At 54.6% G+C, this 25,568-nt stretch carries 25 protein-coding genes, 1 pseudogene and 1 riboswitch; of the genes and pseudogenes, 14 read left to right on the top strand and 12 right to left on the bottom strand.

All coding sequences use genetic code 11. The features are described from left to right. The first annotated feature begins 137 nt into the window (after positions 1-137). Complete coding sequence (htpX, locus tag ABFI50_RS00420) at positions 138-1,019, top strand: protease HtpX (RefSeq protein WP_014884290.1); 882 nt, start codon at positions 138-140, stop codon at positions 1,017-1,019. A 50-nt stretch (positions 1,020-1,069) separates the two neighbouring features. On the opposite strand, the gene ABFI50_RS00415 is transcribed toward htpX, so the two are convergent. Next, a complete protein-coding gene (locus ABFI50_RS00415; RefSeq protein ID WP_023338427.1) occupies positions 1,070-2,443 on the bottom strand; it encodes an MFS transporter in 1,374 nt (457 codons plus the stop codon). A gap of 178 nt (positions 2,444-2,621) precedes the next feature. On the opposite strand from ABFI50_RS00415, the gene kdgR reads away from it, so the two are divergent. Beyond that, a complete protein-coding gene (gene kdgR / locus ABFI50_RS00410; protein WP_014884288.1) occupies positions 2,622-3,413 on the top strand; it encodes a DNA-binding transcriptional regulator KdgR in 792 nt (263 codons plus the stop codon). A 66-nt stretch (positions 3,414-3,479) separates the two neighbouring features. Here kdgR and ABFI50_RS00405 read toward each other — a convergent pair whose 3' ends face one another. After that, positions 3,480-3,719 carry a YobH family protein gene (locus ABFI50_RS00405; RefSeq protein WP_071922113.1) on the bottom strand — a complete coding sequence of 80 codons (240 nt, stop codon included), beginning with the start codon at positions 3,717-3,719 and terminating at the stop codon, positions 3,480-3,482. A 160-nt stretch (positions 3,720-3,879) separates the two neighbouring features. Here ABFI50_RS00405 and mgrB point away from each other — a divergent pair, with 160 nt between their 5' ends. The 6 genes and pseudogenes from mgrB (at position 3,880) to rlmA (ending at position 8,246) form a co-directional block, all read left to right on the top strand. Beyond that, positions 3,880-4,023, top strand: a complete 144-nt coding sequence (mgrB, locus tag ABFI50_RS00400; protein WP_014884286.1) for a PhoP/PhoQ regulator MgrB — start codon at positions 3,880-3,882, stop codon at positions 4,021-4,023. Positions 4,024-4,097: 74 nt separating this feature from the next. Next, entirely contained in the window at positions 4,098-4,388 is a 291-nt protein-coding gene (locus ABFI50_RS00395) for a YebO family protein (protein WP_014884285.1), read from the top strand. Positions 4,389-5,059: 671 nt separating this feature from the next. Further along, positions 5,060-5,204, top strand: a pseudogene (locus tag ABFI50_RS00390) (DUF2627 domain-containing protein). Positions 5,205-5,216: 12 nt separating this feature from the next. Next, positions 5,217-5,426, top strand: coding sequence for a transcription antiterminator/RNA stability regulator CspE (gene cspE / locus ABFI50_RS00385; RefSeq protein ID WP_001062678.1), 210 nt, complete (start codon positions 5,217-5,219; stop codon positions 5,424-5,426). A 236-nt stretch (positions 5,427-5,662) separates the two neighbouring features. Next, on the top strand, positions 5,663-7,363 hold the full coding sequence (ftsI, locus tag ABFI50_RS00380; protein ID WP_023330640.1) for a peptidoglycan glycosyltransferase FtsI: 1,701 nt from the start codon (positions 5,663-5,665) through the stop codon (positions 7,361-7,363). Between the two features lie 67 nt (positions 7,364-7,430). After that, complete coding sequence (gene rlmA / locus ABFI50_RS00375) at positions 7,431-8,246, top strand: 23S rRNA (guanine(745)-N(1))-methyltransferase (RefSeq protein ID WP_032636216.1); 816 nt, start codon at positions 7,431-7,433, stop codon at positions 8,244-8,246. Here the strand turns inward: rlmA and mntP are convergent. The 5 genes from mntP to manX form a co-directional block, all read right to left on the bottom strand. After that, entirely contained in the window at positions 8,243-8,809 is a 567-nt protein-coding gene (gene mntP / locus ABFI50_RS00370; RefSeq protein WP_045268916.1) for a manganese efflux pump MntP, read from the bottom strand. The genes rlmA and mntP overlap by 4 nt on opposite strands. A 10-nt stretch (positions 8,810-8,819) precedes the next feature. Then, positions 8,820-9,010, bottom strand: a riboswitch (yybP-ykoY riboswitch). A gap of 199 nt (positions 9,011-9,209) precedes the next feature. Beyond that, a complete protein-coding gene (locus tag ABFI50_RS00365) occupies positions 9,210-9,668 on the bottom strand; it encodes a DUF986 family protein (RefSeq protein WP_045268886.1) in 459 nt (152 codons plus the stop codon). A gap of 61 nt (positions 9,669-9,729) precedes the next feature. Continuing rightward, positions 9,730-10,581: a PTS mannose transporter subunit IID gene (locus ABFI50_RS00360; RefSeq protein ID WP_006810994.1), complete on the bottom strand. Its 852-nt coding sequence runs from the start codon at positions 10,579-10,581 to the stop codon at positions 9,730-9,732. Positions 10,582-10,593: 12 nt separating this feature from the next. Continuing rightward, positions 10,594-11,394 carry a PTS mannose transporter subunit IIC gene (manY, locus tag ABFI50_RS00355; RefSeq protein WP_008500490.1) on the bottom strand — a complete coding sequence of 267 codons (801 nt, stop codon included), beginning with the start codon at positions 11,392-11,394 and terminating at the stop codon, positions 10,594-10,596. Between the two features lie 47 nt (positions 11,395-11,441). Next, entirely contained in the window at positions 11,442-12,407 is a 966-nt protein-coding gene (gene manX / locus ABFI50_RS00350; protein WP_023330636.1) for a PTS mannose transporter subunit IIAB, read from the bottom strand. A 461-nt stretch (positions 12,408-12,868) separates the two neighbouring features. On the opposite strand from manX, the gene yoaE reads away from it, so the two are divergent. Beyond that, positions 12,869-14,428 carry a CNNM family cation transport protein YoaE gene (gene yoaE, locus ABFI50_RS00345; protein ID WP_014884278.1) on the top strand — a complete coding sequence of 520 codons (1,560 nt, stop codon included), beginning with the start codon at positions 12,869-12,871 and terminating at the stop codon, positions 14,426-14,428. A gap of 6 nt (positions 14,429-14,434) precedes the next feature. Here the strand turns inward: yoaE and ABFI50_RS00340 are convergent, their stop codons facing one another. From ABFI50_RS00340 to pabB, 4 genes are all read right to left on the bottom strand, one after another. Continuing rightward, positions 14,435-16,033, bottom strand: a complete 1,599-nt coding sequence (locus tag ABFI50_RS00340; protein WP_045268885.1) for a cyclic diguanylate phosphodiesterase — start codon at positions 16,031-16,033, stop codon at positions 14,435-14,437. A gap of 130 nt (positions 16,034-16,163) precedes the next feature. Continuing rightward, positions 16,164-17,528 (bottom strand): L-serine ammonia-lyase, encoded by a 1,365-nt coding sequence (gene sdaA / locus ABFI50_RS00335; protein WP_023330634.1) that lies wholly within the window; start codon positions 17,526-17,528, stop codon positions 16,164-16,166. A gap of 184 nt (positions 17,529-17,712) precedes the next feature. Next, positions 17,713-18,291 (bottom strand): CoA pyrophosphatase, encoded by a 579-nt coding sequence (locus ABFI50_RS00330; protein WP_014884275.1) that lies wholly within the window; start codon positions 18,289-18,291, stop codon positions 17,713-17,715. 2 nt (positions 18,292-18,293) lie between these two features. Beyond that, positions 18,294-19,622: an aminodeoxychorismate synthase component 1 gene (gene pabB / locus ABFI50_RS00325; protein WP_045268884.1), complete on the bottom strand. Its 1,329-nt coding sequence runs from the start codon at positions 19,620-19,622 to the stop codon at positions 18,294-18,296. A gap of 61 nt (positions 19,623-19,683) precedes the next feature. Here pabB and ABFI50_RS00320 point away from each other — a divergent pair, with 61 nt between their 5' ends. Beyond that, complete coding sequence (locus ABFI50_RS00320; protein WP_014884273.1) at positions 19,684-19,878, top strand: YoaH family protein; 195 nt, start codon at positions 19,684-19,686, stop codon at positions 19,876-19,878. Between the two features lie 6 nt (positions 19,879-19,884). Here the strand turns inward: ABFI50_RS00320 and ABFI50_RS00315 are convergent, their stop codons facing one another. Further along, positions 19,885-20,229 (bottom strand): RidA family protein, encoded by a 345-nt coding sequence (locus tag ABFI50_RS00315; RefSeq protein WP_014884272.1) that lies wholly within the window; start codon positions 20,227-20,229, stop codon positions 19,885-19,887. Positions 20,230-20,362: 133 nt separating this feature from the next. Between ABFI50_RS00315 and ABFI50_RS00310 the strand changes: the two genes are divergently transcribed. The 4 genes from ABFI50_RS00310 to fadD all read left to right on the top strand — a co-directional run bounded on the left by ABFI50_RS00310 (position 20,363) and on the right by fadD (position 25,543). Then, positions 20,363-22,273, top strand: a complete 1,911-nt coding sequence (locus tag ABFI50_RS00310) for an ATP-dependent DNA helicase (protein WP_023330632.1) — start codon at positions 20,363-20,365, stop codon at positions 22,271-22,273. A 66-nt stretch (positions 22,274-22,339) separates the two neighbouring features. Next, on the top strand, positions 22,340-23,035 hold the full coding sequence (gene tsaB / locus ABFI50_RS00305) for a tRNA (adenosine(37)-N6)-threonylcarbamoyltransferase complex dimerization subunit type 1 TsaB (RefSeq protein ID WP_014884270.1): 696 nt from the start codon (positions 22,340-22,342) through the stop codon (positions 23,033-23,035). Between the two features lie 37 nt (positions 23,036-23,072). Next, a complete protein-coding gene (locus ABFI50_RS00300; RefSeq protein WP_014884269.1) occupies positions 23,073-23,654 on the top strand; it encodes a Slp family lipoprotein in 582 nt (193 codons plus the stop codon). Between the two features lie 203 nt (positions 23,655-23,857). Continuing rightward, entirely contained in the window at positions 23,858-25,543 is a 1,686-nt protein-coding gene (gene fadD / locus ABFI50_RS00295; RefSeq protein ID WP_014884268.1) for a long-chain-fatty-acid--CoA ligase FadD, read from the top strand. The last annotated feature ends 25 nt before the right edge of the window (positions 25,544-25,568 follow it).

The raw sequence follows: 25,568 nt of genomic DNA, 5'->3' as shown, positions 1-25,568 counted from the left end.
CAGGCAGATTTCCAATTGTGTAAAGTTGTGTCTTTCTGGTGACTTACGCCCTCCGGATGCTTGAAAATAGCCGCAATACCCATACGATGTGGGTAATCGCATAGTGCGCTTTGTTAAACTGAGGTTAAAAGAAAATTATGATGCGAATCGCGCTCTTCCTGCTCACCAACCTGGCGGTGATGGTGGTTTTCGGGCTCGTGCTAAGCCTGACAGGAATTCAGTCGAGCAGCGTTCAGGGTCTGTTGATTATGGCGCTGCTGTTTGGTTTTGGTGGCTCGTTCATTTCCCTGCTGATGTCAAAGTGGATGGCGCTGAAATCCGTCGGCGGTGAGGTGATTGAGCAGCCGCGTAACGATATGGAACAGTGGCTGATGAATACGGTGGCTCAGCAATCCCGTCAGGCCGGGATCGCCATGCCGCAGGTGGCCATTTATCATGCGCCCGATATTAACGCGTTTGCTACGGGTGCCCGTCGTGATGCATCGCTGGTTGCTGTCAGCACCGGGTTGCTGCAAAACATGAGCCGTGACGAAGCCGAAGCGGTCATCGCTCACGAAATCAGCCATATTGCCAACGGCGACATGGTGACCATGACGCTGATTCAGGGCGTGGTGAACACCTTCGTTATCTTTATCTCCCGTATCCTGGCGCAGATTGCGGCGGGCTTTATGGGCGGCAACCGTGATGAAGGTGAAGAGAGCAACGGTAACCCGCTGATCTACTTCGCCGTGTCGATGGTGCTGGAACTGGTGTTCGGTATTCTGGCGAGTATTATCACCATGTGGTTCTCGCGCCACCGTGAATTCCACGCGGATGCCGGCTCTGCGAAACTGGTGGGACGCGAGAAGATGATTGCTGCCCTGCAGCGCCTGAAAACCAGCTACGAGCCGCAGGAAGCGAACAGCATGATGGCCTTCTGCATCAACGGTAAATCAAAGTCGCTCAGTGAGCTGTTTATGTCTCACCCGCCGCTGGATAAACGTATTGAAGCTCTGCGCAGTGGGGAATACCTGAAGTAACGCGAAGCGTCACAATAAGCCGGGCAGGCGTATTCACCGCCCGGCTTTTTTTATGCCTGAACCCTGGGCTGGGTAACGCGCAGACCGCTGACGATGGCCGCGAGGGTGGCAAGCGCGCCGGCGGTGAGCAGCGCAACGTGGTTACCGTTTTGCCCGGCAAGGTTAAACATCAGGGCAACCAGCGCCGCGCCGCTGCTTTGCCCCATAAGGCGCGCAGTTCCCAACATCCCGCTGGCGCCGCCACTGCGGTGACGGGGGGCAGAGGTGATGATGGTGTGATTATTGGGGGACTGAAACAGGCCGAACCCCGCACCACAGAGGATCATGCGCCAGACGATGTCCAGATCGCTGGGTGATGACGGTAACAGTGCCAGCGCGAAAAGGCCGGTTGCCATGACGGCCAGTCCCACCGCACCCAACAAACCGGCATGGATACGTTCAATTAAGTAACCCGCCAGCGGCGCCATCACCATCGTCGCCAGTGGCCAGGGCGTTAGCAGCAGCCCGGTCTCCACCTCCGAACGTCCTACCACGCTTTGCAGAAAGAAGGGCAGAGAAACCAGCGCCAGCATCTGAGCGCAGAACGAGCAAATGGACGTACAGATGGAGAGCGAAAAGAGGGGGATACGCAGCAGATCTACCGGCAGCAAAGGAACGGGCAGGGCGAGCTGACGGCGAACAAAGAAGAATCCTGTTACCAGCAGGGCGATAAGCTCGATGCCGGTAAGCGCCATGGATTGCCCCTGAGCAAAGCCGCTCAGGGCTGTAATCAGCAGACCAAAGGTCAGTGCATTCATCACTGCGCTGGGGACGTCAAAACGCGGCATGGTACTTTTGGGGCCGTTAGCAGGAAGAAAACGCAGGGCAAAGAAGATAGCCACGATACCCAGCGGCACGTTTATGGCAAAGAGCCATTGCCATGAGGCGACAGAAAGTATGGCTGCTGCAATTGTTGGTCCGGCGGCGGAGGAAACCGCGACAATAAACGAGTTTATCCCCATCCCGCGTCCAAGGTGACGTTGCGGATAGATCAAGCGGATCAATGCCGTATTTACACTCATCAGCGCCGCACCGCCAAAGCCCTGCGCTATGCGCGCCAGCGTCAGCGTGTGCAATGAGTCAGACAGGGCGCATAACAGCGAGGTAAAGGTGAACACCACCAGGCCGCACTGATAGACCCGACGGTGGCCGAACATGTCGCCGAGGAAAGAGAAGGAGAGCAGGGAAATCACAATCGCAATCTGATAGGCGTTAACAATCCATATCGAGCTGGCCGGGGAGGCCTGCAGGTCGCTGGCGATAGTGGGCAGGGCAACGTTCGCAATCGCGCCATCGAGGACGGCCATTGAGATCCCAATAATAATCGTAGCAATGGCGCCATACCGCAGGGGCAAAGGCAGACCATCGGAAAGGTTCTTTTCCATCGGGGATAAAAAGCTCAGGGTGAAATTATTCTCAGGGTAACGATTTTAGCACTGTTAACGCCGTTATATGTCGCAGATTTGTAACGAAACAAACGCGCATTGATTGCAGGTAACATCACAGGAATTTATAATAAAAACCGGTTCTGATTTTTATAAAACACTCTCTATGAGGTGGTAAATGGCAATTGCGGATTTGGATAAACAGCCAGATTCTGTTTCTTCCGTGCTGAAGGTGTTTGGCATCTTACAGGCGCTCGGAGAAGAGCGTGAAATTGGTATTACAGAGTTGTCGCAGCGTGTGATGATGTCGAAAAGCACCGTTTACCGCTTTTTGCAAACCATGAAGTCACTGGGTTATGTAGCGCAGGAAGGAGAGTCTGAAAAATACTCTCTGACGCTAAAGCTGTTCGAACTGGGTGCCCGGGCGCTGCAAAACGTTGATTTGATCCGCAGCGCGGACATTCAGATGCGTGAGATCTCCCGTCTGACCAAAGAGACCATTCACCTGGGTGCACTGGATGAAGACAGCATTGTTTACATCCATAAAATCGACTCCATGTACAACCTGCGTATGTATTCGCGCATTGGCCGCCGCAACCCGCTTTATAGCACGGCAATTGGCAAGGTTCTGCTGGCGTGGCGCGATCGCGAAGAGGTGAAGCAGATCCTTGATGGCGTGGAATATAAACGCAGCACGGAACGAACCATTACCAATACTGATGAACTGTTAACGGTACTCGACAAGGTGCGTGAACAAGGATACGGCGAAGATAACGAAGAGCAGGAAGAAGGGCTGCGCTGCATCGGCGTTCCGGTGTTTGACCGTTTTGGCGTGGTGATCGCGGGTTTAAGTATCTCTTTCCCAACCCTGCGCTTCTCAGAAGAGCGTCTGCACGAGTATGTAGCTATTCTGCACACTGCCGCGCGTAAGATTTCCGAGCAGATGGGCTATCACGACTATCCCTTTTAACGCGTTTTAGCATAAAAAAACGCCGCATCTTCTGCGGCGTTTTTCGTCAGTGGTTAACCAGGCCAGTTAGCCATTATCAACCACGACGGACATCTTTCTCAGTATCGGGCAGTTGGTTAAACCAATGATGCCGCTATCAGAATGGAGATACTGCGCCGTGCTTACGCCTTGTGCTGTTACGTACTTACACTGAATACCTAAGCCTGCTGCATTTTCGGTGCTTCCCACAAGCACACCGTAGCCGGTTAACAAAAGTCCAATCCAGAGTATCGCCAGTACTATAATCGTTCGAATGATTACGCGCATTGTTACCTCTTTTATCGTTGTTATCATGAGGCTAGCCTAAACGGTTTACGTAATGAAACAAGTGCAGGATTCTGAAAAAGACCTGATGTTGGTACAGTTAGTCCTTGTTTAAGGTCACCGTGATAACCTGGCTGTATCAGGTCTTTAGACGGAGTGTGGAGTGAAAAAAATACGCTGGGTGATTCTGATTGTCGTACTGATAGCGTGCGTGGTGTTATGGACGCAGACGATCAATGTGATGTGCGATCAGGATGTACAGTTTTTTAGCGGCGTTTGCGCAATCAATAAGTTTATCCCGTGGTAGCACGCATTTTTTCTTAAGGTGATTTCCTTCCTTCGCACCAGTGGTAAAATAGGCGTTTTTATTGAGGTGGTGAAATGGGTGAGTTACTGAACTCAGGGTTGCTGAATGTAGCATCCCTGATGATCTCTTTGGTTGTTCTGCTGGTGGGTCTGGTCATTTGGTTTTTCGTGAACCGTGCCAGTTCCCGTACAAACGAGCAGATTGAACTGCTGGAAGCGCTGCTCGATCAGCAAAAGCGTCAGAATGCGCTGCTGCGTCGTCTGTGCGAGGCTAACGAACCGGAAGGGAAAGACGAGTCAAAAGAGGCTGTCGCTGAAAACAACCAGGATCAGGACGATTTTATCCGTCTGGTGGCTGAGCGCTGATTGCCGTGTCCCGGGAGGGACTGTGGTCTGGTTCAGTCCAGGTGTAATCCCTCCCTGAAAACGCGTTAAGTGGTAAGGCAGATAATTTAGCACCAGTTAATAGTACTTTCAGGATACTGAAAACTGGCGATTATTTATCCTTATAAACGAAGCGATGAATTGTTGCATATATTCTGTATGTATCTACGCTCAAAAATGTTTTATTTTTATCGAAACGTTTTGCTTGCCTTGTTTTGATGCAGCGTCATAAAAATTTCATTATTTTGGTGCATAACCCTCCTTATTACCTGCTGCATTTTAATACAGTTCGGTGCGGATTATTAACATTGGGTTTTTCCTGAAACAATACGCCCCCGTTGCAATGATTTAAGCATAAGTTTTCACAATTTGTTCTAACTCAATCAATTCCGAAGATTTCTTTTCACGGTTGCTGGACGCATTGTAATGATTGAGCTATGTTAAAAAAGTCTTAGATTACAGTGCTTGCGAAAGCACCGTAGAGCCTGTGTAAGAGCGTTAAGCTGTCTGTGTGTATCGCGCATAATTGTGCAAATCCTTACAGACAGTGTTCGAATTTGTGCGGCGGATCGAGACATGTTTAAAAATGGCTTGCCATATTAAACATAGTGTGTGATAACACGTTTTGGGTCAAACGAGGTACAGTTCTGTTTATGTGTGGCATTTTCAGTAAAGAAGTCCTGAGTAAACACGTTGTCGTTGAATACCGCTTCTCTGCCGAACCTTATATTAGTGCCTCATGCAGTAATGTCTCAGTTTTATCTCAGTCAATGCCTGCGGGCTAAGAAAACACTCTAAGGAATTTTGCAAATGGCAAAGATTAAAGGTCAAGTTAAGTGGTTCAACGAGTCTAAAGGTTTTGGTTTCATTACTCCTGCTGACGGCAGCAAAGACGTGTTCGTACACTTCTCTGCAATCCAGGGTAACGGCTTCAAAACTCTGGCTGAAGGCCAGAACGTTGAGTTCGAAATTCAGGACGGCCAGAAAGGCCCAGCTGCAGTTAACGTAACTGCTATCTGATCGAACCGCTGCTGACTGAAGCGCGTAGCACTTCAATCTCAGACATAAAGCCTCGCACAATGCGGGGCTTTTTTATGCCCCTATCTTTCAAAATATGACTATCCTCTGTCTCGTTAGCAACTTGTTGCAAAGCTGCGAGGTTAGAAGCACAGTTTCGCCTCCCTCAGCGCATCTTTTCCCGTTAAATCAGAGCGTTGTTTAACAGCTCTGGGGTTCAGGTGAAAAAGAAATTAATTATGAGCGCTGGCAATTTCACACCAGCGCGTTTTGCGCTGCTCTGTTTTGCTATTTTCTGCAGTCTGGCTTTTTTACTGGGTCGTGTTGCCTGGCTACAAATCATCAAACCAGACAACCTGGTGAAGCAGGAAGATATGCGATCGCTGCGTCAGCTGACGATTGATGCTCCACGAGGGATGATCACGGATCGTGAAGGCCGACCTCTGGCGGTCAGCGTGCCCGTCAGAGCCGTATGGGCCGACCCTAAAACGGTACTCGCAAAAGGGGGCGTTGGTTTTGACGATCGCTGGCAGGCGCTGGCGAGCGCGCTTCATCTCTCCCTGAATACCCTCTCTTCGCGCATTAACGCCAATCCCAGGGGCCGGTTCATTTACCTGGCTCGTCAGGTTGATCCTGCGCAGGCCAAATGGATTGATAAACTGAATTTGCCGGGAATTAACCTGCGTGATGAATCGCGCCGTTTTTACCCGGCAGGCCACGTGGCGGCCAATCTGATTGGCTTCACCAATATTGACGGGCAGGGCATTGAAGGGGTGGAAAAAAGCTTTAATACTCAGCTGACGGGTAAAGCGGGTGTCCGACAGGTAAGGGAGGATCGCTACGGCCGGGTGGTTGAAAACCTGACGGAAGTTGCGCCCACGCCAGCGCATAACATTCAGCTCAGCATCGACGAGCGGCTACAGACCATTACCGAAGACGCGCTGGATAATGCCGTGGCCTGGAATAAGGCCGAGTCAGGGGCATCGGTATTGATCAATATCCCAACCGGCGAAATACTCGCCATGGCGAGTTACCCGGACTTCAACCCCAATAACCGGGAAGGCGCGACAATTAACGATTTTCGTAACCGGGCTATTAGCGATACGTTCGAACCCGGTTCGACCGTTAAACCGCTGGTGCTGATGACGGCGCTGCAGCAGGGGCTGGTCCAGCCGGACAGCGTGATTGACACCCATCCTTATACACTTGATGGACACCGTATTCGCGACGTGGGCTACTACCCGGAGCTGACGATGACCGGGATCCTGCAGAAATCGAGCGATACCGGAGTCTCCCGGCTCTCACTGGCGATGCCCATACAGCACCTTCTTGATACCTACCGGAACTTTGGTTTTGGCACGAACACGGGTCTTGGCTTAACGGGGGAGAGCGCGGGCCTGTTGCCACAGCGTAAGTACTGGAGCCAGCTCGACCGCGCGACCTTTGCCTTCGGCTATGGCCTGATGGTGACGCCGCTCCAGCTTGCCCACGTCTATGCGACGATTGGCGGATTTGGACTGGAGCGTCCCCTGTCGATCACCCGCATCGATCCCCCCGTTATCGGGCACCGCGTTATGCCGGAGGAGATCGCGCATGAGGTGGAGCATATGATGGAGAGCGTTGCGCTACCCGGTGGCGGTGGCGTTAAGGCCGCGGTGCGTGATTACCGCGTGGCGGTAAAAACCGGTACGGCGAAGAAGATTGATGACAGCGGCAAATATGTCGATAAATATGTCGCCTATACCGCGGGCGTCGCGCCTGCGAGCGATCCGCGTTTTGCGCTGGTCGTGGTGATTAACGAGCCTCAAAACGGGGCGTACTACGGTGGGGCGGTTTCAGCGCCGGTTTTCAGCGAAATCATGGGCAACGTGCTGCGCCTGGAGAATATAAAACCTGATGGCCTCCCGGCCGGTTCTGACCACCTTATCGTCATGCGGTAATCCAGCCGTTTTATAGCGGGGCGAATAGCGGTACACTTCGCCCTTTGGTTTATGCCCCGGAGTTGCCATGTCCTTCAGTTGCCCCCTTTGTCATGCGTCGCTGATGCGCTCAGATAAAAGTTATCGTTGTCCGCAGGGACATCAGTTTGATATGGCGAAAGAAGGATATGTGAATCTTCTGCCGGTGCAGCATAAGCGCTCCCGCGATCCGGGCGATAGTGCGGAGATGATGCAGGCACGCCGTGCATTTCTCGATGCCGGACACTATCTGCCGCTGCGGGAGACAGTTGCGCAGATGCTGGATGATATGTTGCCTGATTCGGCGTCCGCCATGCTGGATATCGGTTGTGGAGAAGGATACTACACCGCGCGGTTTGCGGAAGTGGTGCGTGAGAAGGGGGCCGTAACATTCGGTCTCGACGTGTCGAAAGTGGCCATTCGCGCGGCGGCTAAACGCTACGCTGGCGTGACGTACTGCGTGGCTTCAAGCCACCGGTTGCCGTTCGAAGATGCCAGTATGGACGCTATCATCCGCATCTATGCTCCCTGTAAAGCGCAAGAGCTTGCACGGGTGGTGAAACCCGGCGGATGGGTCATCACCGTCACACCCGGCCCGCGTCACCTGATGGAACTGAAAGGGCTCATCTATGATGACGTGCGTCTGCATGCCCCCCATTCTGAACAGCTGGCCGGTTTTACGCTGAAGCAGGAGCAGTCAGTGGCGTATCAAATGGATCTGGAGGGGCAGGAGGCGGTAGCACTGTTGCAGATGACGCCGTTCGCGTGGCGGGCAAAACCGGAAGTTTGGGCGGCGCTAGCGGCCCGGACGACGTTTAGCTGCCAGACAGATTTCAGTATCCATGTCTGGCAGCGCGACGCTTAACCCGCGAAGTGTGCCCAGAGGATCTGGGCACCAATGCCGATCAAAACGATACCGCCTAAGATCTCGGCGCGTTTACCCAGTAGCGGGCCGATAAAGCGTCCGACCATTATGCCCAGCGTGGACATAATCAGTGTTGCACAGCCAATGGCCAGCGCAGTGGCGATAATGTTAACCTGCAGGAAAGCCAGACCCACCCCGACGGCCATGGCGTCAAGGCTTGTGGCGATAGCGGTTGTCACCAGCAGCCAGAATCCATGGCGGTATTGCGGTTCAGCATCTTCATCATCCCCGCCGCGAAAACCCTCGATGACCATTCGGCCACCGAGAAACACCAGCAGAACGAACGCGATCCAGTGATTCCACTCGAGCACGAACTGGCTGGCGAGCATACCCAGACCCCAACCCATGAGCGGTGTCAGCGTTTCGATGGCGCCAAAAATCAGCCCGGTACGCAGTGCTTCTGAGAATTTAGGTTTTTGGAGCGTGGCACCCTTGCCAATGGAGGCAGCAAAAGCGTCCATGGACATGCCAAAAGCGAGAAGGATCGTAGCGGAGATATTCATAACAGCGTCCAGACCGGGGATATCCATATGACACATCACTGCCCCCAGTAAACAGCAGTTGATGTATCTATGGTCTCGCCTGATCTCTTTTGCACCGTAAGCGTGCTGAAAGCGATCCGTACGTGCCACGTTTTTCAACGAGTATGTTGACACGTACATTTCCTGCGTGCAGGAAATCGGCTACTCCCCAACGACGGGCGCAACCTTAACATATTTTGAGAATATAAAACAACATCGAGGAAGGCTTAATTTACTCGCTCTCTTGATAACGATTTTCATTTAGGTTTATGCGTGAAAATATCGTTAATGAATATAAGTCAAAAGAGGATAGCAGATATAGCAACGGCTATATTCAGGGTGAGAAAATAGCGTAATATATAGCCGATGCTATAAATTTAACTTATTGAGTTTTAAGGAGTAATGTGTAGATTTTCTCAAGGTCATCAATATTCTTGACCCGGATGAGCAGGCGGCGTTGTTCTAATTGCATCACTAACACACCGTCTTCGGATAAATTCATCTCTTTAATGCGGTTATATTCTATCCATACGTTGGCGAAGAAGAATCCGTGTTTTTTAAAAATGAGTTTTGGCGAACGGATCCAGAAAAGGTAAATCGCCATTAATGCCAGCGCACATAATAACCATGTGGTTAATATTGCACCGTGGCTGGTGACGTTATTGTAGATCAGAATGACCACCAGACCCGCGAAGATAAACGCATCAATACGTCCGCGGCGTAAGAGGGGAAGGGTCAGTAGCGTCTCGCCGTGGCGGCGAGGCATAATGAACTCGTCATAGATAGCGTAAGCCATAAGGGCAACAATAAATAAAACCAGTACGATGTCCGTGACAGTCATTCATCCTCCGGATAACCGATAAAAAACCGGGGGCAAGCCCCCGGCGTCTCACGTTACTGCTTTACAGACCCAGCAGGCCGACAGCGTAGCCCGCGATACCGATGACGAAGAAGCCAACGATGATCCACAGCGGGTTCACCTTCTTACGCAGCAGCCACATACAGGCGAAGGTCAACAGCAGCGGTACCAGGCCCGGCATCAGCTGATCCAGGATAGTCTGCACGGTGGTGACGCGGGTCTGACCATCCTGGCCGGTGATGGTCGATACCACCAGCGGGATGTTCACGTGCGTCCACTTGTTCACCAGTGCCCCCATCACAAACAGGCCGAGGATTGACGCCCCCTCGGTCAGTTTCTGCAGGAAGCCGCCGCCCATATCCTTAACAATATCCACGCCCTTGCGGTAGCCGTAGGCCACGCCGTAGTAACGGGTCAGCAGGCGCACCGCGTTGAACAGGATAAAGAACAGCAGAGGACCGAGCAAGCTGCCGCTCATGGCGATACCCGCCCCCAGCGCGGCAAAGACCGGACGAACCGTACCCCAGAAGATAGGGTCACCTACACCGGCCAGAGGACCCATCAGACCGACTTTGATACCGTTGATCGCACCATCGTCAATCTCTGCGCCGTTGGCACGCTGCTCTTCCATCGCCAGCGTTACGCCCAGAACCGGCGCGGCTACATATGGATGGGTGTTGAAGAATTCCAGGTGACGCTTAATCGCCTGACGTCGTGCTTCGTTATTTTCCGGGTACAGGCGCTTGATCGCCGGTACCATGGAGAAGCAGAAGCCCAGCGCCTGCATACGTTCGAAGTTCCATGAACCCTGAAACAGGTTAGAACGGATGAACACGCCACGAATATCACCCGGAGTGAGTTTTTTCTCGGTGGTAGTTTTTGTCATATCAACCATTTCGCTCACCTGTTAGTCCAGTTCGTTATCGAGATCGTTGTTACCAGCAGCCTGCGCTGGGGCACCCGCAACGCGGTTATATTTCGGGCTGAGCTGGATGTAGAGAATCGCCATGACGGCACCAATGACACCCAGTGCAACCAGGTTGAAGTTGGTGAATGCTGCGGTGACGAAGCCGAGGTAGAAGAACGGCATCAGGTAGCCTGCGCGCATCATGTTAATGACCATCGCATAACCAACGACCACGATCATACCGCCCGCGATGTTCAGACCGCCGGTGACCACTTCTGGAATGGCGTTCAGCATGCTCTGGACTTCACTGGTACCGACTGAGATCGCAACGATAACCGCCGGAATGGCGATACGCATCGCCTGCAGGAACAGGGATGAAACGTGGATCCAGGAGAGTGCCGTGAGGTTGCCGTTTTCTGCCGCCTTATCCGCCGCGTGCTGGAAAGCAACGGTGATGGTACGTACGATAATGGTCAGAACCTGGCCTGCTGCGGCCAGAGGGATGGCCAGAGCGATACCTGCACCGATACTCTGATGACCGGCAATAACCAGAACGGTCGAAATGATGGAGGCCAGCGCGGCATCTGGCGCAACGGCAGCACCGATGTTCATCCAGCCGAGGGCGATCATTTCCAGCGTACCCCCGATGATGATACCGGTTTTCATATCACCCAGAACGGCACCAATCAACGTACAGGCCACCAGAGGACGGTGGAACTGAAATTCATCAAGTACGGATTCCATACCCGCAATACATGCGACGACGAACACCAGCACAATCTGAAGAGTGGTAATCTCCATTGTACTTCTCCTATTACATAAGCTTTATGTGAAAAACCGGCGCGGGCTTATTTCCCAACTTTACCGATCAAATCCATCATTTTCAGTTTCTGGTCAGTGGAAACTTTACGGGCTTCCAGCTCAATACCGCGCGCATTCAGCTTGTTGAATGCCTCGATATCTTTCGCATCGACTGAAATGGCGTTGTTGACCTGCGTTTTGCCCTGACGGAACGCCATACCCCCAATGTTCACGGAGGTGATTTTCACGCCGCCTTCAACAATGCGCTCAACGTCTGTCGGGTTAGTAAACAGCAGCATTACGCGTTCACCCGCGTATTTCGGGTTGTTGTAAACGCGGATCATCTTGGCGACATCCACCACGTGCGCGGTGACGCCAGGAGGAGCAACCTGAGTCAGAAGGGTTTTACGTACGGTGTCGGCGGCAACTTCGTCGCTGACGACGATAATGCGGCGAACGTTGGTCTCTTTAGTCCAGCGCGTTGCCACCTGGCCGTGGATTAAGCGGTCATCAATACGTGCAAGGCCGATGACCATATAATCATTCGGGCCCATGGGTTTTGCCGGTGTAGCCACTTTCGGTGCTGCTGCTGCCGCGGGAGCGGGTTTCTCAACCGGCTGTGCTTTCAGGGCTTTCACGCCCTCACGGCCCGTTTCAACCGCCAGGGCGACAAGCTCATCAAACGTCGGGTTGTCGTCGCGCGCCATAAAGGTTTCCACCAGCATGGGAATATTAACGCCGGCGACGACTTCATAATGCTCTTTATCGACGACAATACGGCTGGCAGCATTGAACGGGCTGCCGCCCCATGTATCAACGAGAAACAGCACGCCTTTGCTGGTATCTAGCTTCGAGAGTTGAGCGTTGTACTTCTCAATCAGCGTCTCGGCGTTTTCACCGGGAACGAAATCGATCCAGCCGACGTTTTCCTGCTCGCCCAACAGCATCTCTGCCGTTTTGAGTAGCTGCTCAGCAGCCCAACCATGTGTGCCTATGACAATAGCAATGGTCACTTGCTACCTCCTTTTATTATCATTAATACGCCTGCCGGGCAGACGTACTGAGAATCGTATTGGCGAACCGAATCGATTCAGATAAGGGTTAGAGTTCAAAAAACTAAGACTTCCGCGAATTATTTTAGACAGTGAAAAAATAATTTATGTGATGAAGATCCGTAATTTAGCTTTCCCGATCGAGAAAATTCTCAACACAAATTTAGTCTTATTGCGTTTTTGCAAAAGAACGTAAATCTTTGCTTAAAACCTGGTGTCTCTGATATGTTTAGCCTCCGTTTACCTGTTCAGGAGTATAGGGCTACAGCCCACTATATGGACCGTCACCGACGTCAGTCATATTTCAGGCCAATTTGCGCCTTTTTCACCGGCGATCCTCGCCATGTACCGACTCTGTCTTCCTCTGTTTTGCCCACGTTGAGTGGGGCACCGTTTCGTCATTCCTTTAGCAGGAGCTTGTCATGGAATTCTTAATGGACCCGTCAATCTGGGTGGGATTGCTCACGCTGGTGGTGCTGGAGATCGTTCTCGGCATTGATAACCTGGTGTTTATCGCCATCCTTGCGGATAAGCTGCCGCCAAAACAGCGTGATAAAGCGCGTCTGATTGGCCTCTCGCTGGCGCTGGTCATGCGACTGGGACTGCTTTCCGTCATTTCCTGGATGGTCACGCTGACAAAACCGCTGTTCTCCGTCATGGATTACACCTTCTCCGGGCGTGATTTAATCATGCTGATCGGGGGGATATTCCTGCTCTTTAAAGCAACCACGGAACTCCACGAGCGGCTGGAAAACCGTCAGCACGACGATGGACACGGTAAGGGCTACGCCAGTTTCTGGGTGGTGGTGCTGCAGATCGTCGTGCTGGATGCGGTCTTCTCGCTGGATGCGGTAATCACGGCGGTCGGCATGGTGAACCATCTCCCGGTGATGATGGCGGCTGTGGTCATTGCTATGGCGGTCATGCTGCTGGCGTCGAAACCGCTGACGCGTTTCGTCAACCAACATCCGACGGTGGTTGTGCTCTGTCTGAGCTTCCTGCTGATGATTGGTCTGAGCCTGGTAGCGGAAGGTTTTGGCTTCCATATTCCGAAAGGTTATCTGTACGCCGCGATTGGCTTCTCGATCCTGATTGAACTGTTCAACCAGATTGCGCGCCGGAACTTTATTAAGCAGCAGTCGAATCAGCCGCTGCGTGCCCGGACCGCGGATGCCATTCTGCGTCTGATGGGCGGTCGTCGCCAGGTGAACGTTCAGTCTGATACTGAAAACCGTAATCCGGTGCCGGTTCCGGAAGGGGCGTTTGTAGAAGAAGAGCGCTACATGATCAACGGCGTGCTCTCCCTTGCTTCCCGTTCGCTGCGCGGAATCATGACCCCGCGCGGGGAAATCAGCTGGGTCGATGCGAACCTGAGCGTGGATGAAATTCGTCAGCAGTTGCTCTCTTCACCGCACAGCCTGTTCCCGGTGTGTCGCGGTGAGCTGGATGAGATCATCGGCGTCGTGCGCGCGAAAGAGATGCTGGTGGCCCTGGAAGAGGGCGTCAACGTCGAAGCCATTGCGGCTGCATCGCCTGCGATTGTCGTGCCGGAAACGCTGGATCCGATCAACCTGCTGGGCGTGTTGCGACGCGCACGCGGTAGCTTCGTTATCGTCACCAACGAGTTCGGTGTGGTGCAGGGGCTGGTCACGCCGCTGGACGTGCTGGAAGCGATTGCCGGTGAGTTCCCGGATGCCGACGAAACGCCTGAGATCGTCGCCGACGGCGAAGGCTGGCTGGTTAAAGGCACGACCGACCTGCACGCGCTCTCGCACACGCTCGGGGTGGAAAACGTGGTCAACGATGAAGAAGACATCGCGACCGTTGCCGGTCTGGTTATCGCCGTGAACGGGCAAATCCCGCGTATCGGGGATGTGATTGAGTTGCCGCCGCTGCACATTACCATTGTTGAAGCCAACGACTATCGCGTTGATATGGTCCGTATTGTTAAAGAACAATCTGTCCACGATGAAGAAGAATAGCTCTGCTTAACGCAGGGGCATTAAGGGCACAATGTGTCCGTTATGCTGTGCTGGCGGGGGAGCACTTCCCGCCAGCCATTGTGGAAAGTCTCTCAGCGGCATCGGCCGCGCATAGTAAAATCCCTGCAAGACAGATACACCATGGCGGCGCAGATATCGCGCCTGCTCCTCTGTTTCGACCCCTTCAGCCACCAGTTCGATATTGAGTCGCTGACCCAGTGCAATGATGATATCCGTCACCGTTGAATTCACGGCGTCGGTGCCAATGGCGGTGATAAACGACTGGTCGATTTTTAGTACGTCCGGGTGCAGCTTTTCAAGCCAGGAGAGGGAGCTGTTTCCGGTACCAAAATCGTCGATGGCAAGCTTCACCCCTTTGCGATGCAGTTCGCGCACAATACGATATTCCGCATCCGGAAGGGCATCCCGTTCCGTTAATTCAATCACCAGCTGCTGACTCGGGTTAGCGCTGAACCAGAGGCGGTTCAGGTCCTGTAACAACACCGCGTGACGGAAATGGCTGGCTGCGACGTTAATGCCGATGTGAAAACCGGCGCTGGAAGGAAAGTAGCCTATCTGACGTACGGTTTCGGCGAGGACATAGCGTGTCAGAGGGACAATCAGATTATGTTCTTCCGCCAGAGGAATAAACACTTCCGGGGAGATCCACCCCTGTCGCGGGTTATTCCAGCGCAGCAGAATTTCAACGCCGACGCACGCCTGAGTACGGGCATTCACCAGCGGCTGGCAGAAAAGCTCGAATTCCCGGGCCGCAATGCCCATATCAATCTCCCACGTGAAACTCATCCTGTTCGCCGTCGCCAGCCAGGCGAGATAGCCCAGCAGCAGGCTCAGCATAAGACCCAACGGAAGCTGCGCGGGCAGGGTCTTCAGGGCCAGCTCTCCTGGACCTGGCCCGCTGACGATGATGGAGAAGGGGTTGTGGGTGGATGACAGCTGAACAAGCGCGCCAGCCTTTCCGAAAGTCAGGCTATCGGTGACCCGTTGACCATAGCGCAAAAAACGATCGCCCACGGATAACGCCACATCATCAATAAGTGGACGCTCGGGCTCCAGTATCATTCTGGTGATCAAATCAATATTAATGATCTCAATGACGCCATCTTCCCCGTCCTGGGACACCGGGTTCCACTGGATCAAGATCGGACTGCCCTTCATCAGCCACCGATCGGTCGATAAAATCAGCTTCGGCGTGCTGGCGGGTAATTCCGGGAGAAAGTCGCGGATGGGAATATTACGGCTGCCGAAAACACTGGAGCAATACAGGATACCGTCTTTAATCAGGGCAATGGAGCGTACCGTTTGCAAAATGGCCGCCTGTTTTCGCAGGGCCAAATGTGCCTGAGGGCAGGGCTGACCCACCAGCTGCTGGAACACGCTGCGGCGTTTTTCCAGCGAAAGGAGAAGATTATCCAGAGAGCGAACGGTATGGCTGCTGAAGTCGAGTACCCGCTGCTGGTTAACGTTGCGCTGAGAAATAAAGCGAGCGCCCAGGGTCAGAATGAGCGTAAGGATCGCAACCGTCACACAGACGATAACGCGTTTTCGGCGGTAATGTTTAATGATCGTTTGTGCAGTTTGCATGAACGGTCGCCTGATAAGCCACCAGCCCCAAAAGCCGGACGCAACAGTAAAAGTGTAGTGGGGAAAGCGAAAGGAGACGAGAAAGAGGGGGGAAATTCGCCCATCCGTTGCAGATGGGCGAAAGCGAGTATTAGTCGCACTGCACCTTAATAGCCAGACCACCACGCGACGTCTCACGGTACTTCGCGTTCATGTCTTTGCCGGTTTCGTACATGGTTTCGATGACCTTATCCAGCGACACGCGCGGTTCGCTGGTACGGCGCATCGCCATGCGTGAGGCGTTGATCGCTTTGACAGAGGCAATCGCGTTACGCTCAATGCACGGTACCTGTACCTGGCCCGCGACAGGGTCACAGGTCAGACCGAGGTTATGCTCCATACCAATCTCTGCCGCCACGCAAACCTGTTCAGGGCTTGCACCCAACAGTTCAGCCAGACCGGCGGCAGCCATCGAGCAGGCAACGCCCACTTCACCCTGACAGCCCACTTCCGCACCGGAGATGGACGCGTTCATCTTGTACAGCGCGCCGATGGCCCCTGCCGCGAGGAAATAGCGGATATAGATATCGGGCGTGACAGGCTCAATAAAGTGATCGTAGTAGGCCAGTACCGCTGGAACGATACCGCAGGCACCGTTGGTTGGCGCCGTCACGACACGGCCACCGGCGGCGTTCTCTTCGTTAACCGCCAGGGCAAACATGTTTACCCAGTCGACCACGTTCATCGGGTCATTCGAGAATTTATCCGTGGTCACCAGCATACGGCGCAGGGCAGAGGCACGACGCGGCACGCGCAGTGGCCCAGGCAATACGCCTTCGGTGTTCATCCCGCGGTCAATACAGGCGCGCATGGTTTGCCACACGTTAGCAAAATAGTCTTCAATCTCTTTTTTGCTGTGCAGCGCCAGTTCGTTCTGCATAACCATACCGGACAGGGAAAGACCGGTCTCTTTGCAGTACCCCAACATCTCGGTAGCCGACTTAAACGGATACGGGACGCTGACGTCGCCAACGCTGTCTTTGCCAAAATGCTCTTCATCCACGATGAAGCCACCGCCGATGGAGTAGTACGTTTTGCTGTAAATCTCTTTTTCACCGCTCCAGGCATGAATGGTCATGCCGTTTTCATGCAGCGGCAGGTTGTCGCTGCGAAAACGCATGCCGTCATCCTGCGGGAAATCCACTTCATGCTGGCCGTTAGCCAGCAGCAGGCGTCCGCGCGTTTCCACGTCGCGGATAAATGCCGGGATGGCATCAATATCAACAGTGTCCGGCATATTGCCTGCCAGACCCATAATAATGGCGATATCGGTGTGGTGGCCTTTACCCGTTAATGACAGTGATCCGTAAACGTCTACGGCGACACGGGTAACGCTTTCCAGTAATCCTTTTTCGACCAGATCATCGACGAACTGTTTACCGGCCTTCATAGGCCCAACAGTATGGGAAGACGAAGGGCCAATTCCCACTTTAAACATGTCGAATATACTAATCACTTTCACACTCCTGACAGGGTTACCGGGGTTCCAGTAACGATGTTATAACTGCGCATAGTGTAAGAGGGAACACCGACCTCGGCTTAACTATTCACATGAATTAAACTAATGGTTAACGATGGGTTTTGCTAATAGCGCGACGCGGATCGCAAACCTGCAAAAAAGGATGGAATGTAAAGTATAGTCAAGGTTTCAGGCCGATTTGCAGCGCCAGTTCACGAATGATCCCCGCCGTCATGCCCCAGACAAAATAATGCTGATACCAGGACAACCAGACCCGATGATCATGCCCTCGACGCTGAATATCCAGCGGATGATAACGGCTGAGCCGGAGCGCCTCTTCAAGCGGCATCTCAAACACGGCTGACACTTCATCGACGCTGGCGTGATACTGCAGGCCCGGCGGGATAATACCCACCACGGGCGTGACCTGAAAACCGGTCACGCTGTCGACCGGCGGCAGCACGCCTATCACCTCGACCGCCTCAGGCGGGATGGCCACTTCTTCCTGAGCTTCCCGCAGCGCGGCGGCGATCAGCGACGCATCGGTGCTGTCCACCGCGCCTCCGGGAAAAGCAACCTGACCGGCGTGTTTACGCATATGCGGCGAGCGCTGCGTCAGCAACAGCCCCGGCTGCTCCCGGCGCACCACCGGGATCAGCACCGCCGCCTGACGTTGATTCAGCGTGGCGCGGTTGACCTGCGGTCGCAAAAGCTGAAAGCGCGACAGAAAATCATCCAGCGTCAGGTTCTCTTTCTCCACCGTTAGTTCTCCAGTTGTTTCAGGATACGGTTAACTTTATCAAAGGTTTCCTGATATTCCGCCTCGACCTGGCTATCCGCCACAATGCCACCGCCTGCAGAGCAGTACAGATTGCCGTCGCAGGCCGTCAGGGTACGAATGGTGATGCTGGTATCCATGGTGCCGCACAGGCTGATATAGCCGATACTGCCGCACCAGGCGTTGCGGCGGTGCGGTTCCAGTTCGTCGATGATAGCCATCGCGCGAATTTTGGGGGCTCCGGTGATGGAGCCGCCCGGAAACGCGGCGCGAAGCAGATCGCAGGCGGTGCGCGTGGCGGGCAGGCGCGCGGTAATGGTGCTGACCAGATGATGTACCGCCGGGAAAGGCTCGACGACGAACAGCTCCGGCACGCGCACGCTGCCGGGTTCGGCGACGCGGCCAATATCGTTACGCATCAGGTCGACGATCATCAGGTTCTCGGCGCGATCTTTCGGCGATGCGGCGAGTTTCTCCGCCTGCTGGCGATCGGCGTTGGGGTCCGCCAGACGCGGTAGTGTGCCTTTAATCGGGCGGGTTTGAATGACCCCCTCGGCCAGATGAATAAAGCGCTCTGGCGATAGGCTGAGGATAGCGCCCTGAGGCAGACGTACGAATGCGCTGAACGGCGCCTTGTTGCTGGCATTAAGACGGGAAAACGCCTGCCACTCATCTCCGTGATAAGTCGCCTGGAAACGCTGGGCAAGGTTCACCTGATAACAGTCGCCGCTTTGCAGATACGCCTGAACGCGCGCGAATTTTTCATCGTATTCCGTCTCGCTCATATTCGAGCGCCAGCCGGAGGTCAGCCTGAACGTCTGGGCCGGGGCGGGCTGTTGCGCTTCAAGCCAGGCCAGTCGCGCCTGCACGTCACTATGGCTCAGCAGAGAAACCGTTTTTTTCTGGTGATCGACAATTAACGCCCAGTCATACAGCCCCACGGCCATGTCTGGCAGGGAAATATCAGCCTGCGCATGCTCGGGCAGCGTTTCGAAACGGCGACCCAAATCGTAGCCAAACAGACCAAGCGCGCCACCCTGAAAAGGGAGATCCGGGTCTGGTGTGGCGGATAAGCCTAACGCGTTGAGCGCTTGCTGAAGCTGCATCAGGGGATCGTGCGTCGGCGCCAGGTCATCGGTTGTCAGCGTTTTAAGCGGGTCGGCAACCAGAATATCAAAGCGGCTGTAGGGGTGATCCGCATGGCCAGAATGCAGCAGTATGGCAAAGGGAAGGTGGCTTATGCGGGCAAACCAGAACTCCGCGGCGTCAGCACGCCAGGGCAACGTCAATACAGTGGGGAAGCGCATGTTCATGTGTGGCATACTACCGGGCAGCGTGAAATAATTAGCGCGAATAATTTAGCAGGAGTTGACGATGTTTGCAGGTTTACCTTCTCTGAGCCATGAACAGCAGCAGAAAGCGGTTGAGCGAATTCAGGAACTGATGTCCCAGGGAATGAGCAGCGGACAGGCGATTACCGTCGTCGCTCAGGAGATTCGCGCCAGTCATTCCGGCGAGCGGATTGTGGCGCGATTCGAAGATGATGATCCAGAAGATCAAGAGGAGTGATCGGGCTTAAACCGCCGCGATAATCTTAATTTCGACCTTATACTCCGGTTTCATCAGCGTGGCCTGTACAGTGCAGCGTACAGGCGCGTGACCCGCCACCACCCATGCATCCCAGGCTTTGTTCATCGCCGCAAAATCATCTTTATTGGCCAGAAAAATGGTCGCATCCAGAATGCGGGATTTATCGCTGCCCTGTTTTTCCAGCACGGCATCAATTTGCGCCAGCGTGTTGGCCGTTTGCTCGAAGGCATCCGCGTCCAGGTTAGCCGGTACGCCAGTGTAGTAGAGCGTCTGATTGTGGATCACCACATCAGACCAGCGGGCTTCGGCATCAATGCGCTTAATCGTCATAAACGTTTCCTCGTTATTTTTCGTCATCAGGCGGCAAGACTGCCATATTGTGCTGGCGTCGTCACTATTTGGGGTGGCACTGGAGAGGCGGGACTGACATAATCCCTGTGCAAAAATACAGTGAGAGAGCACCGTGGCAGACGATTTTTCCCCTGAAGGTCAGTTAGCACAAGCGATTCCCGGCTTCAAACCGCGTGAACCTCAGCGGCAGATGGCGCACGCCGTAGCGCACGCTATCGACAAGGCGCAGCCGCTGGTGGTCGAGGCCGGTACCGGCACGGGGAAAACCTACGCGTATCTCGCTCCGGCGCTGCGGGCGAAAAAGAAGGTCATTATCTCCACCGGTTCAAAAGCGCTGCAGGATCAGCTCTACAGCCGTGATTTGCCCACCGTGGCGAAAGCGCTGAAATACAAGGGCCGACTGGCGCTGCTGAAAGGCCGTTCTAACTACCTTTGCCTGGAGCGCCTTGAACAGCAGGCGCTGGCGGGCGGCGATCTGCCGGTTCAGACCCTGAGCGACGTGATTATCCTTCGCGCCTGGGCCAACCAGACGGAAGAGGGGGATATCAGCACCTGTGCGAGCGTGCCGGAAGACTCTCCTGCCTGGCCACTGGTGACCAGCACCAACGACAACTGCCTCGGCAGCGACTGTCCGCTGTATAAAGACTGCTTTGTGGTGAAAGCGCGTAAAACGGCGATGGATGCCGATGTGGTGGTGGTCAACCACCATCTGTTCCTCGCAGATATGGTGGTTAAGGACAGCGGCTTCGGTGAGCTGATCCCTGAAGCGGATGTCATGATCTTCGATGAAGCCCACCAGCTTCCGGATATCGCCAGCCAGTATTTTGGCCAGTCGCTCTCCAGCCGCCAGCTGCAGGACCTGGCAAAAGATTTCACCATCGCCTACCGGACCGAACTCAAAGATACCCAGCAGTTGCAGAAGTGTGCCGACCGCCTGGCGCAAAGCGCGCAGGATTTCCGTTTACAGCTTGGTGAACCCGGCTATCGCGGCAACCTGCGCGAGCTGCTGGCGGACAAAAACATCCAGCGCGCGCTGCTGCTGCTCGACGATGCCCTTGAACTCTGTTATGACGTCGCGAAGCTGTCGCTTGGTCGCTCCGCACTGCTGGATGCCGCCTTCGAACGCGCCACGTTGTACCGCGGACGGTTGAAACGGCTGAAAGAAATCAACCAGCCAGGGTACAGCTACTGGTATGAATGCACCTCGCGCCACTTCACCCTGGCGCTTACGCCGCTGACCGTGGCCGATAAATTTAAAGAGGTGATGGCGCAGAAACCGGGAAGCTGGATCTTTACCTCGGCAACCCTGTCGGTGAATGACGATCTGCACCACTTTACCGAGCGCCTCGGCATTGAGCAGGCGGAGTCGCTGCTGCTGCCAAGCCCGTTTGATTATGAAAAGCAGGCGCTGCTCTGCGTCCCGCGCAATTTACCGCTGCCAAACCAGCCGGGTGCGGCGCGTCATCTGGCGGCGATGCTAAAGCCCATGATTGAGGCCAACAACGGCCGCTGCTTTATGCTTTGCACGTCGCACGCCATGATGCGTGACCTCGCCGAGCAGTTCCGTGCCACCATGACTCTGCCGGTGCTGTTGCAGGGGGAAACCAGCAAAGGACAACTGCTCCAGCAGTTTGTCAGCGCCGGTAATGCCCTGCTGGTTGCCACCAGCAGCTTCTGGGAAGGGGTGGATGTGCGTGGCGATACGCTCTCGCTGGTCATTATCGACAAACTACCGTTTACCTCCCCGGATGACCCGCTGTTGAAAGCGCGGATGGAAGACTGCCGCCTGCGCGGAGGCGATCCGTTCGACGAGGTTCAGCTGCCTGAGGCGGTCATCACGCTCAAGCAAGGGGTAGGGCGCTTAATCCGCGACGTGACCGATCGCGGCGTGCTGGTTATCTGCGATAACCGGCTGGTCATGCGCCCATACGGCGCAACCTTCCTTGCGAGCCTCCCTCCAGCGCCACGGACGCGGGATATAAAACGCGCGGTGCGTTTTCTGGCAAACCCAACGGCGGAGTAATTTGCCCCGGAGTGTGCTAAGATGCGCGCCATTTTGTGACTGACCCTTGCGAGAGCGCGACGACTGATGCGAATTCTGGCTATTGATACCGCAACAGAGGCTTGCTCTGTTGCTCTGCTGAGTGATGGTGCTGTTTCTGCTCATTTCGAAGAGTGCCCACGGGAACACACCCAACGTATTCTGCCCCTGGTAAAAGACATTTTAACTCAGGGCAACACCGCCTTAACCGACCTTGATGCCCTGGCCTTTGGCCGCGGGCCCGGCAGCTTTACGGGCGTCCGTATTGGCATTGGCATTGCTCAGGGACTGGCGCTGGGCGCTGACCTGCCGATGATCGGCGTCTCTACGCTTGCGACGATGGCGCAGGGGGCCTGGCGTATGACGGGCGCCACCCGCGTGCTGGCCGCCATTGATGCCCGCATGGGGGAAGTTTACTGGGCGGAATATACCCGTGATGAGAACGGCGTCTGGCACGGCGAAGAGACGGAAGCGGTACTTAAACCTGACGCGGTCACTGAACGTCTTAAGCAACTGTCCGGCGAGTGGGCGACCGTGGGGACGGGCTGGCCGGCATGGCCAGACATGGCGAACGACACTGGCGTGACGCTGGTGGACGGCAACATGCTGCTGCCAGCGGCGGAAGACATGCTTCCGATTGCCACTCAGCTGCTCGCAGCAGGAAAAACCGTTGCCGTTGAACACGCGGAGCCGGTTTATTTGCGAAACACCGTCGCGTGGAAGAAACTTCCGGGCCGCGAGTGAATCTCAGTAACAGGAACTGAGAAAAAGGAGTCGCATCATGGCGGTTCAGACTAAAGTAGTACGCCTTTTTATGGCAGGCGCGGTTGCCATAGCACTGAGCGGATGCGTATCCGTCCCTGATGCGATCAAGGGCAGTAGCCCGACGCCCCAGCAGGATCTGGTTCGGGTGATGAATGCGCCTGAGCTTTACGTCGGCCAGGAAGCGCGCTTCGGCGGGAAAGTGATCGAGGTGCAGAACCAGCAGGGGAAAACCCGGCTGGAGATTGCTACCGTGCCGCTGGACAGCGGTGCGCGACCCGTACTGGGTGAGGCCTCCCGGGGACGCATCTATGCGGATGTCAGTGGTTTCCTCGATCCCGTTGATTTCCGTGGGCAACTGGTGACCGTCGTCGGACCGATAACCGGCGCCGTGCAGGGTAAAATCGGTAACACGCCTTATAAATTCATGACCATGCAGGTCAATGGGTATAAACGCTGGCGTCTGGCACAGCAGGTGATCATGCCGCCTCAGCCGATTGACCCGTGGATGTGGGGTCCGCATCCTTATCGTTATGGTTACCCGGGTTGGGGCTGGTATAACCCCGGTCCTGCGCAGGTCCAGACGATCGTAACTGAGTAACTTACTGTTATTGCTAGGAAAGAGACAGCGGCTTAGCCGCTGTCTCTGTTTTTTTACGGATAATACGAAAAAAAAGAGTGACGCGCTTCGCAACCTTAAATCTGAACAATTAATAAACTGGTACGCTGAGTTAATATAATGTTAACAAACTGTTTATTATCGGGGTTGTGATGACGACGAACACTCATTTCAGAGGTGATGCATTGAAAAAGGTTTGGCTTAACCGTTATCCCGCAGATGTTCCTGCCGAGATCAATCCTGACCGTTATCAATCCCTGGTTGAATTATTTGAACACTCGGTAAGGCGTTACGCAGACCAGCCCGCATTTGTGAATATGGGCGAGGTAATGACGTTCCGTAAGCTTGAGGAGCGTAGCCGGGCGTTTGCGGCCTATCTGCAGGAAGGGCTTGGGCTGCAAAAAGGAGACCGCGTCGCGCTGATGATGCCGAACCTGCTGCAATACCCGGTGGCGCTGTTCGGCATCCTGCGTGCCGGGATGATTGTCGTCAACGTCAACCCGCTTTACACCCCGCGCGAGCTGGAACACCAGCTCAATGACAGCGGTGCGGTGGCGATAGTTATTGTTTCTAACTTTGCCCATACCCTGGAAAAAGTGGTCGACAAAACCCAGGTTAAACATGTCATCCTGACGCGCATGGGGGATCAGCTGTCCACCGCCAAAGGGACGCTGGTTAACTTTGTGGTTAAATACGTCAAGCGCCTGGTGCCAAAATACCATCTGCCGGATGCCATCTCCTTCCGCCGTGCGCTGCATGCGGGCTATCGCATGCAATACGTCAAACCGGAAGTGGTCTCTGAGGACCTCGCTTTTCTGCAATACACCGGTGGCACAACCGGCGTGGCCAAAGGGGCGATGCTAACCCACCGCAACATGCTGGCAAACCTTGAACAGGTCAATGCCACCTACGGGCCGCTGCTGCATCCGGGCAAAGAACTGGTGATCACGGCGCTACCGCTGTATCACATTTTCGCGCTGACCATGAACTGCCTGCTGTTTATCGAGCTGGGCGGTCAAAACGTCCTGATCACTAACCCGCGAGACATTCCGGGGCTGGTGAAAGAGCTGGCAAAATACCCCTTCACCGCCATGACCGGGGTAAATACCTTGTTCAACGCGCTGCTCAACAACAAAGAATTTCAGCAGCTGGATTTCTCAACGTTGCACCTCTCTGCGGGAGGCGGTATGCCGGTTCAGCAGGCGGTCGCCGAGCGCTGGGTGAAACTCACCGGGCAGTATCTGCTGGAAGGTTATGGCCTGACGGAATGCGCACCGCTGGTCAGCGTCAACCCGCATGACATTGACTACCACAGCGGAAGCATTGGCCTGCCGGTTCCCTCCACGGAGGCCAAACTGGTCGATGACAACGATAACGAAGTCGCGCCGGGCGAACCGGGCGAGCTGTGCGTGAAAGGGCCGCAGGTGATGCTGGGCTACTGGCAACGCCCGGATGCAACAGACGAAATCATTAAAGACGGCTGGCTGCATACCGGCGATATTGCGGTGATGGATGACGAAGGCTTCCTGCGCATCGTCGATCGCAAAAAAGATATGATTCTGGTCTCCGGTTTCAACGTCTATCCGAACGAAATCGAAGACGTGGTCATGCAGCACAGCGGCGTGCTGGAAGTTGCGGCGGTGGGCGTGCCTTCCGGCAGCAGCGGTGAAGCGGTGAAGATATTTGTGGTCAAAAAAGATCCTTCACTCACCGAGGAAGCGCTGATAACGTTCTGTCGTCGTCAGCTGACGGGCTATAAAGTGCCGAAGCTGGTGGAATTCCGCGATGAGCTGCCGAAATCCAACGTCGGGAAGATATTACGACGAGAATTACGTGACGAAGCCCGTGCCAAAGTAGACAATAAGGCCTGAGCTTCACGTTAATCGCCCTGACGCC

The sequence above is a fragment of the Enterobacter sp. HNDS-6 genome (assembly GCF_039850505.1).
GTDB lineage: Bacteria > Pseudomonadota > Gammaproteobacteria > Enterobacterales > Enterobacteriaceae > Enterobacter > Enterobacter kobei.
The sequence above is the reverse complement of the archived record's forward strand: the minus strand, read 5'-3'. Positions and strand labels throughout refer to the sequence as shown.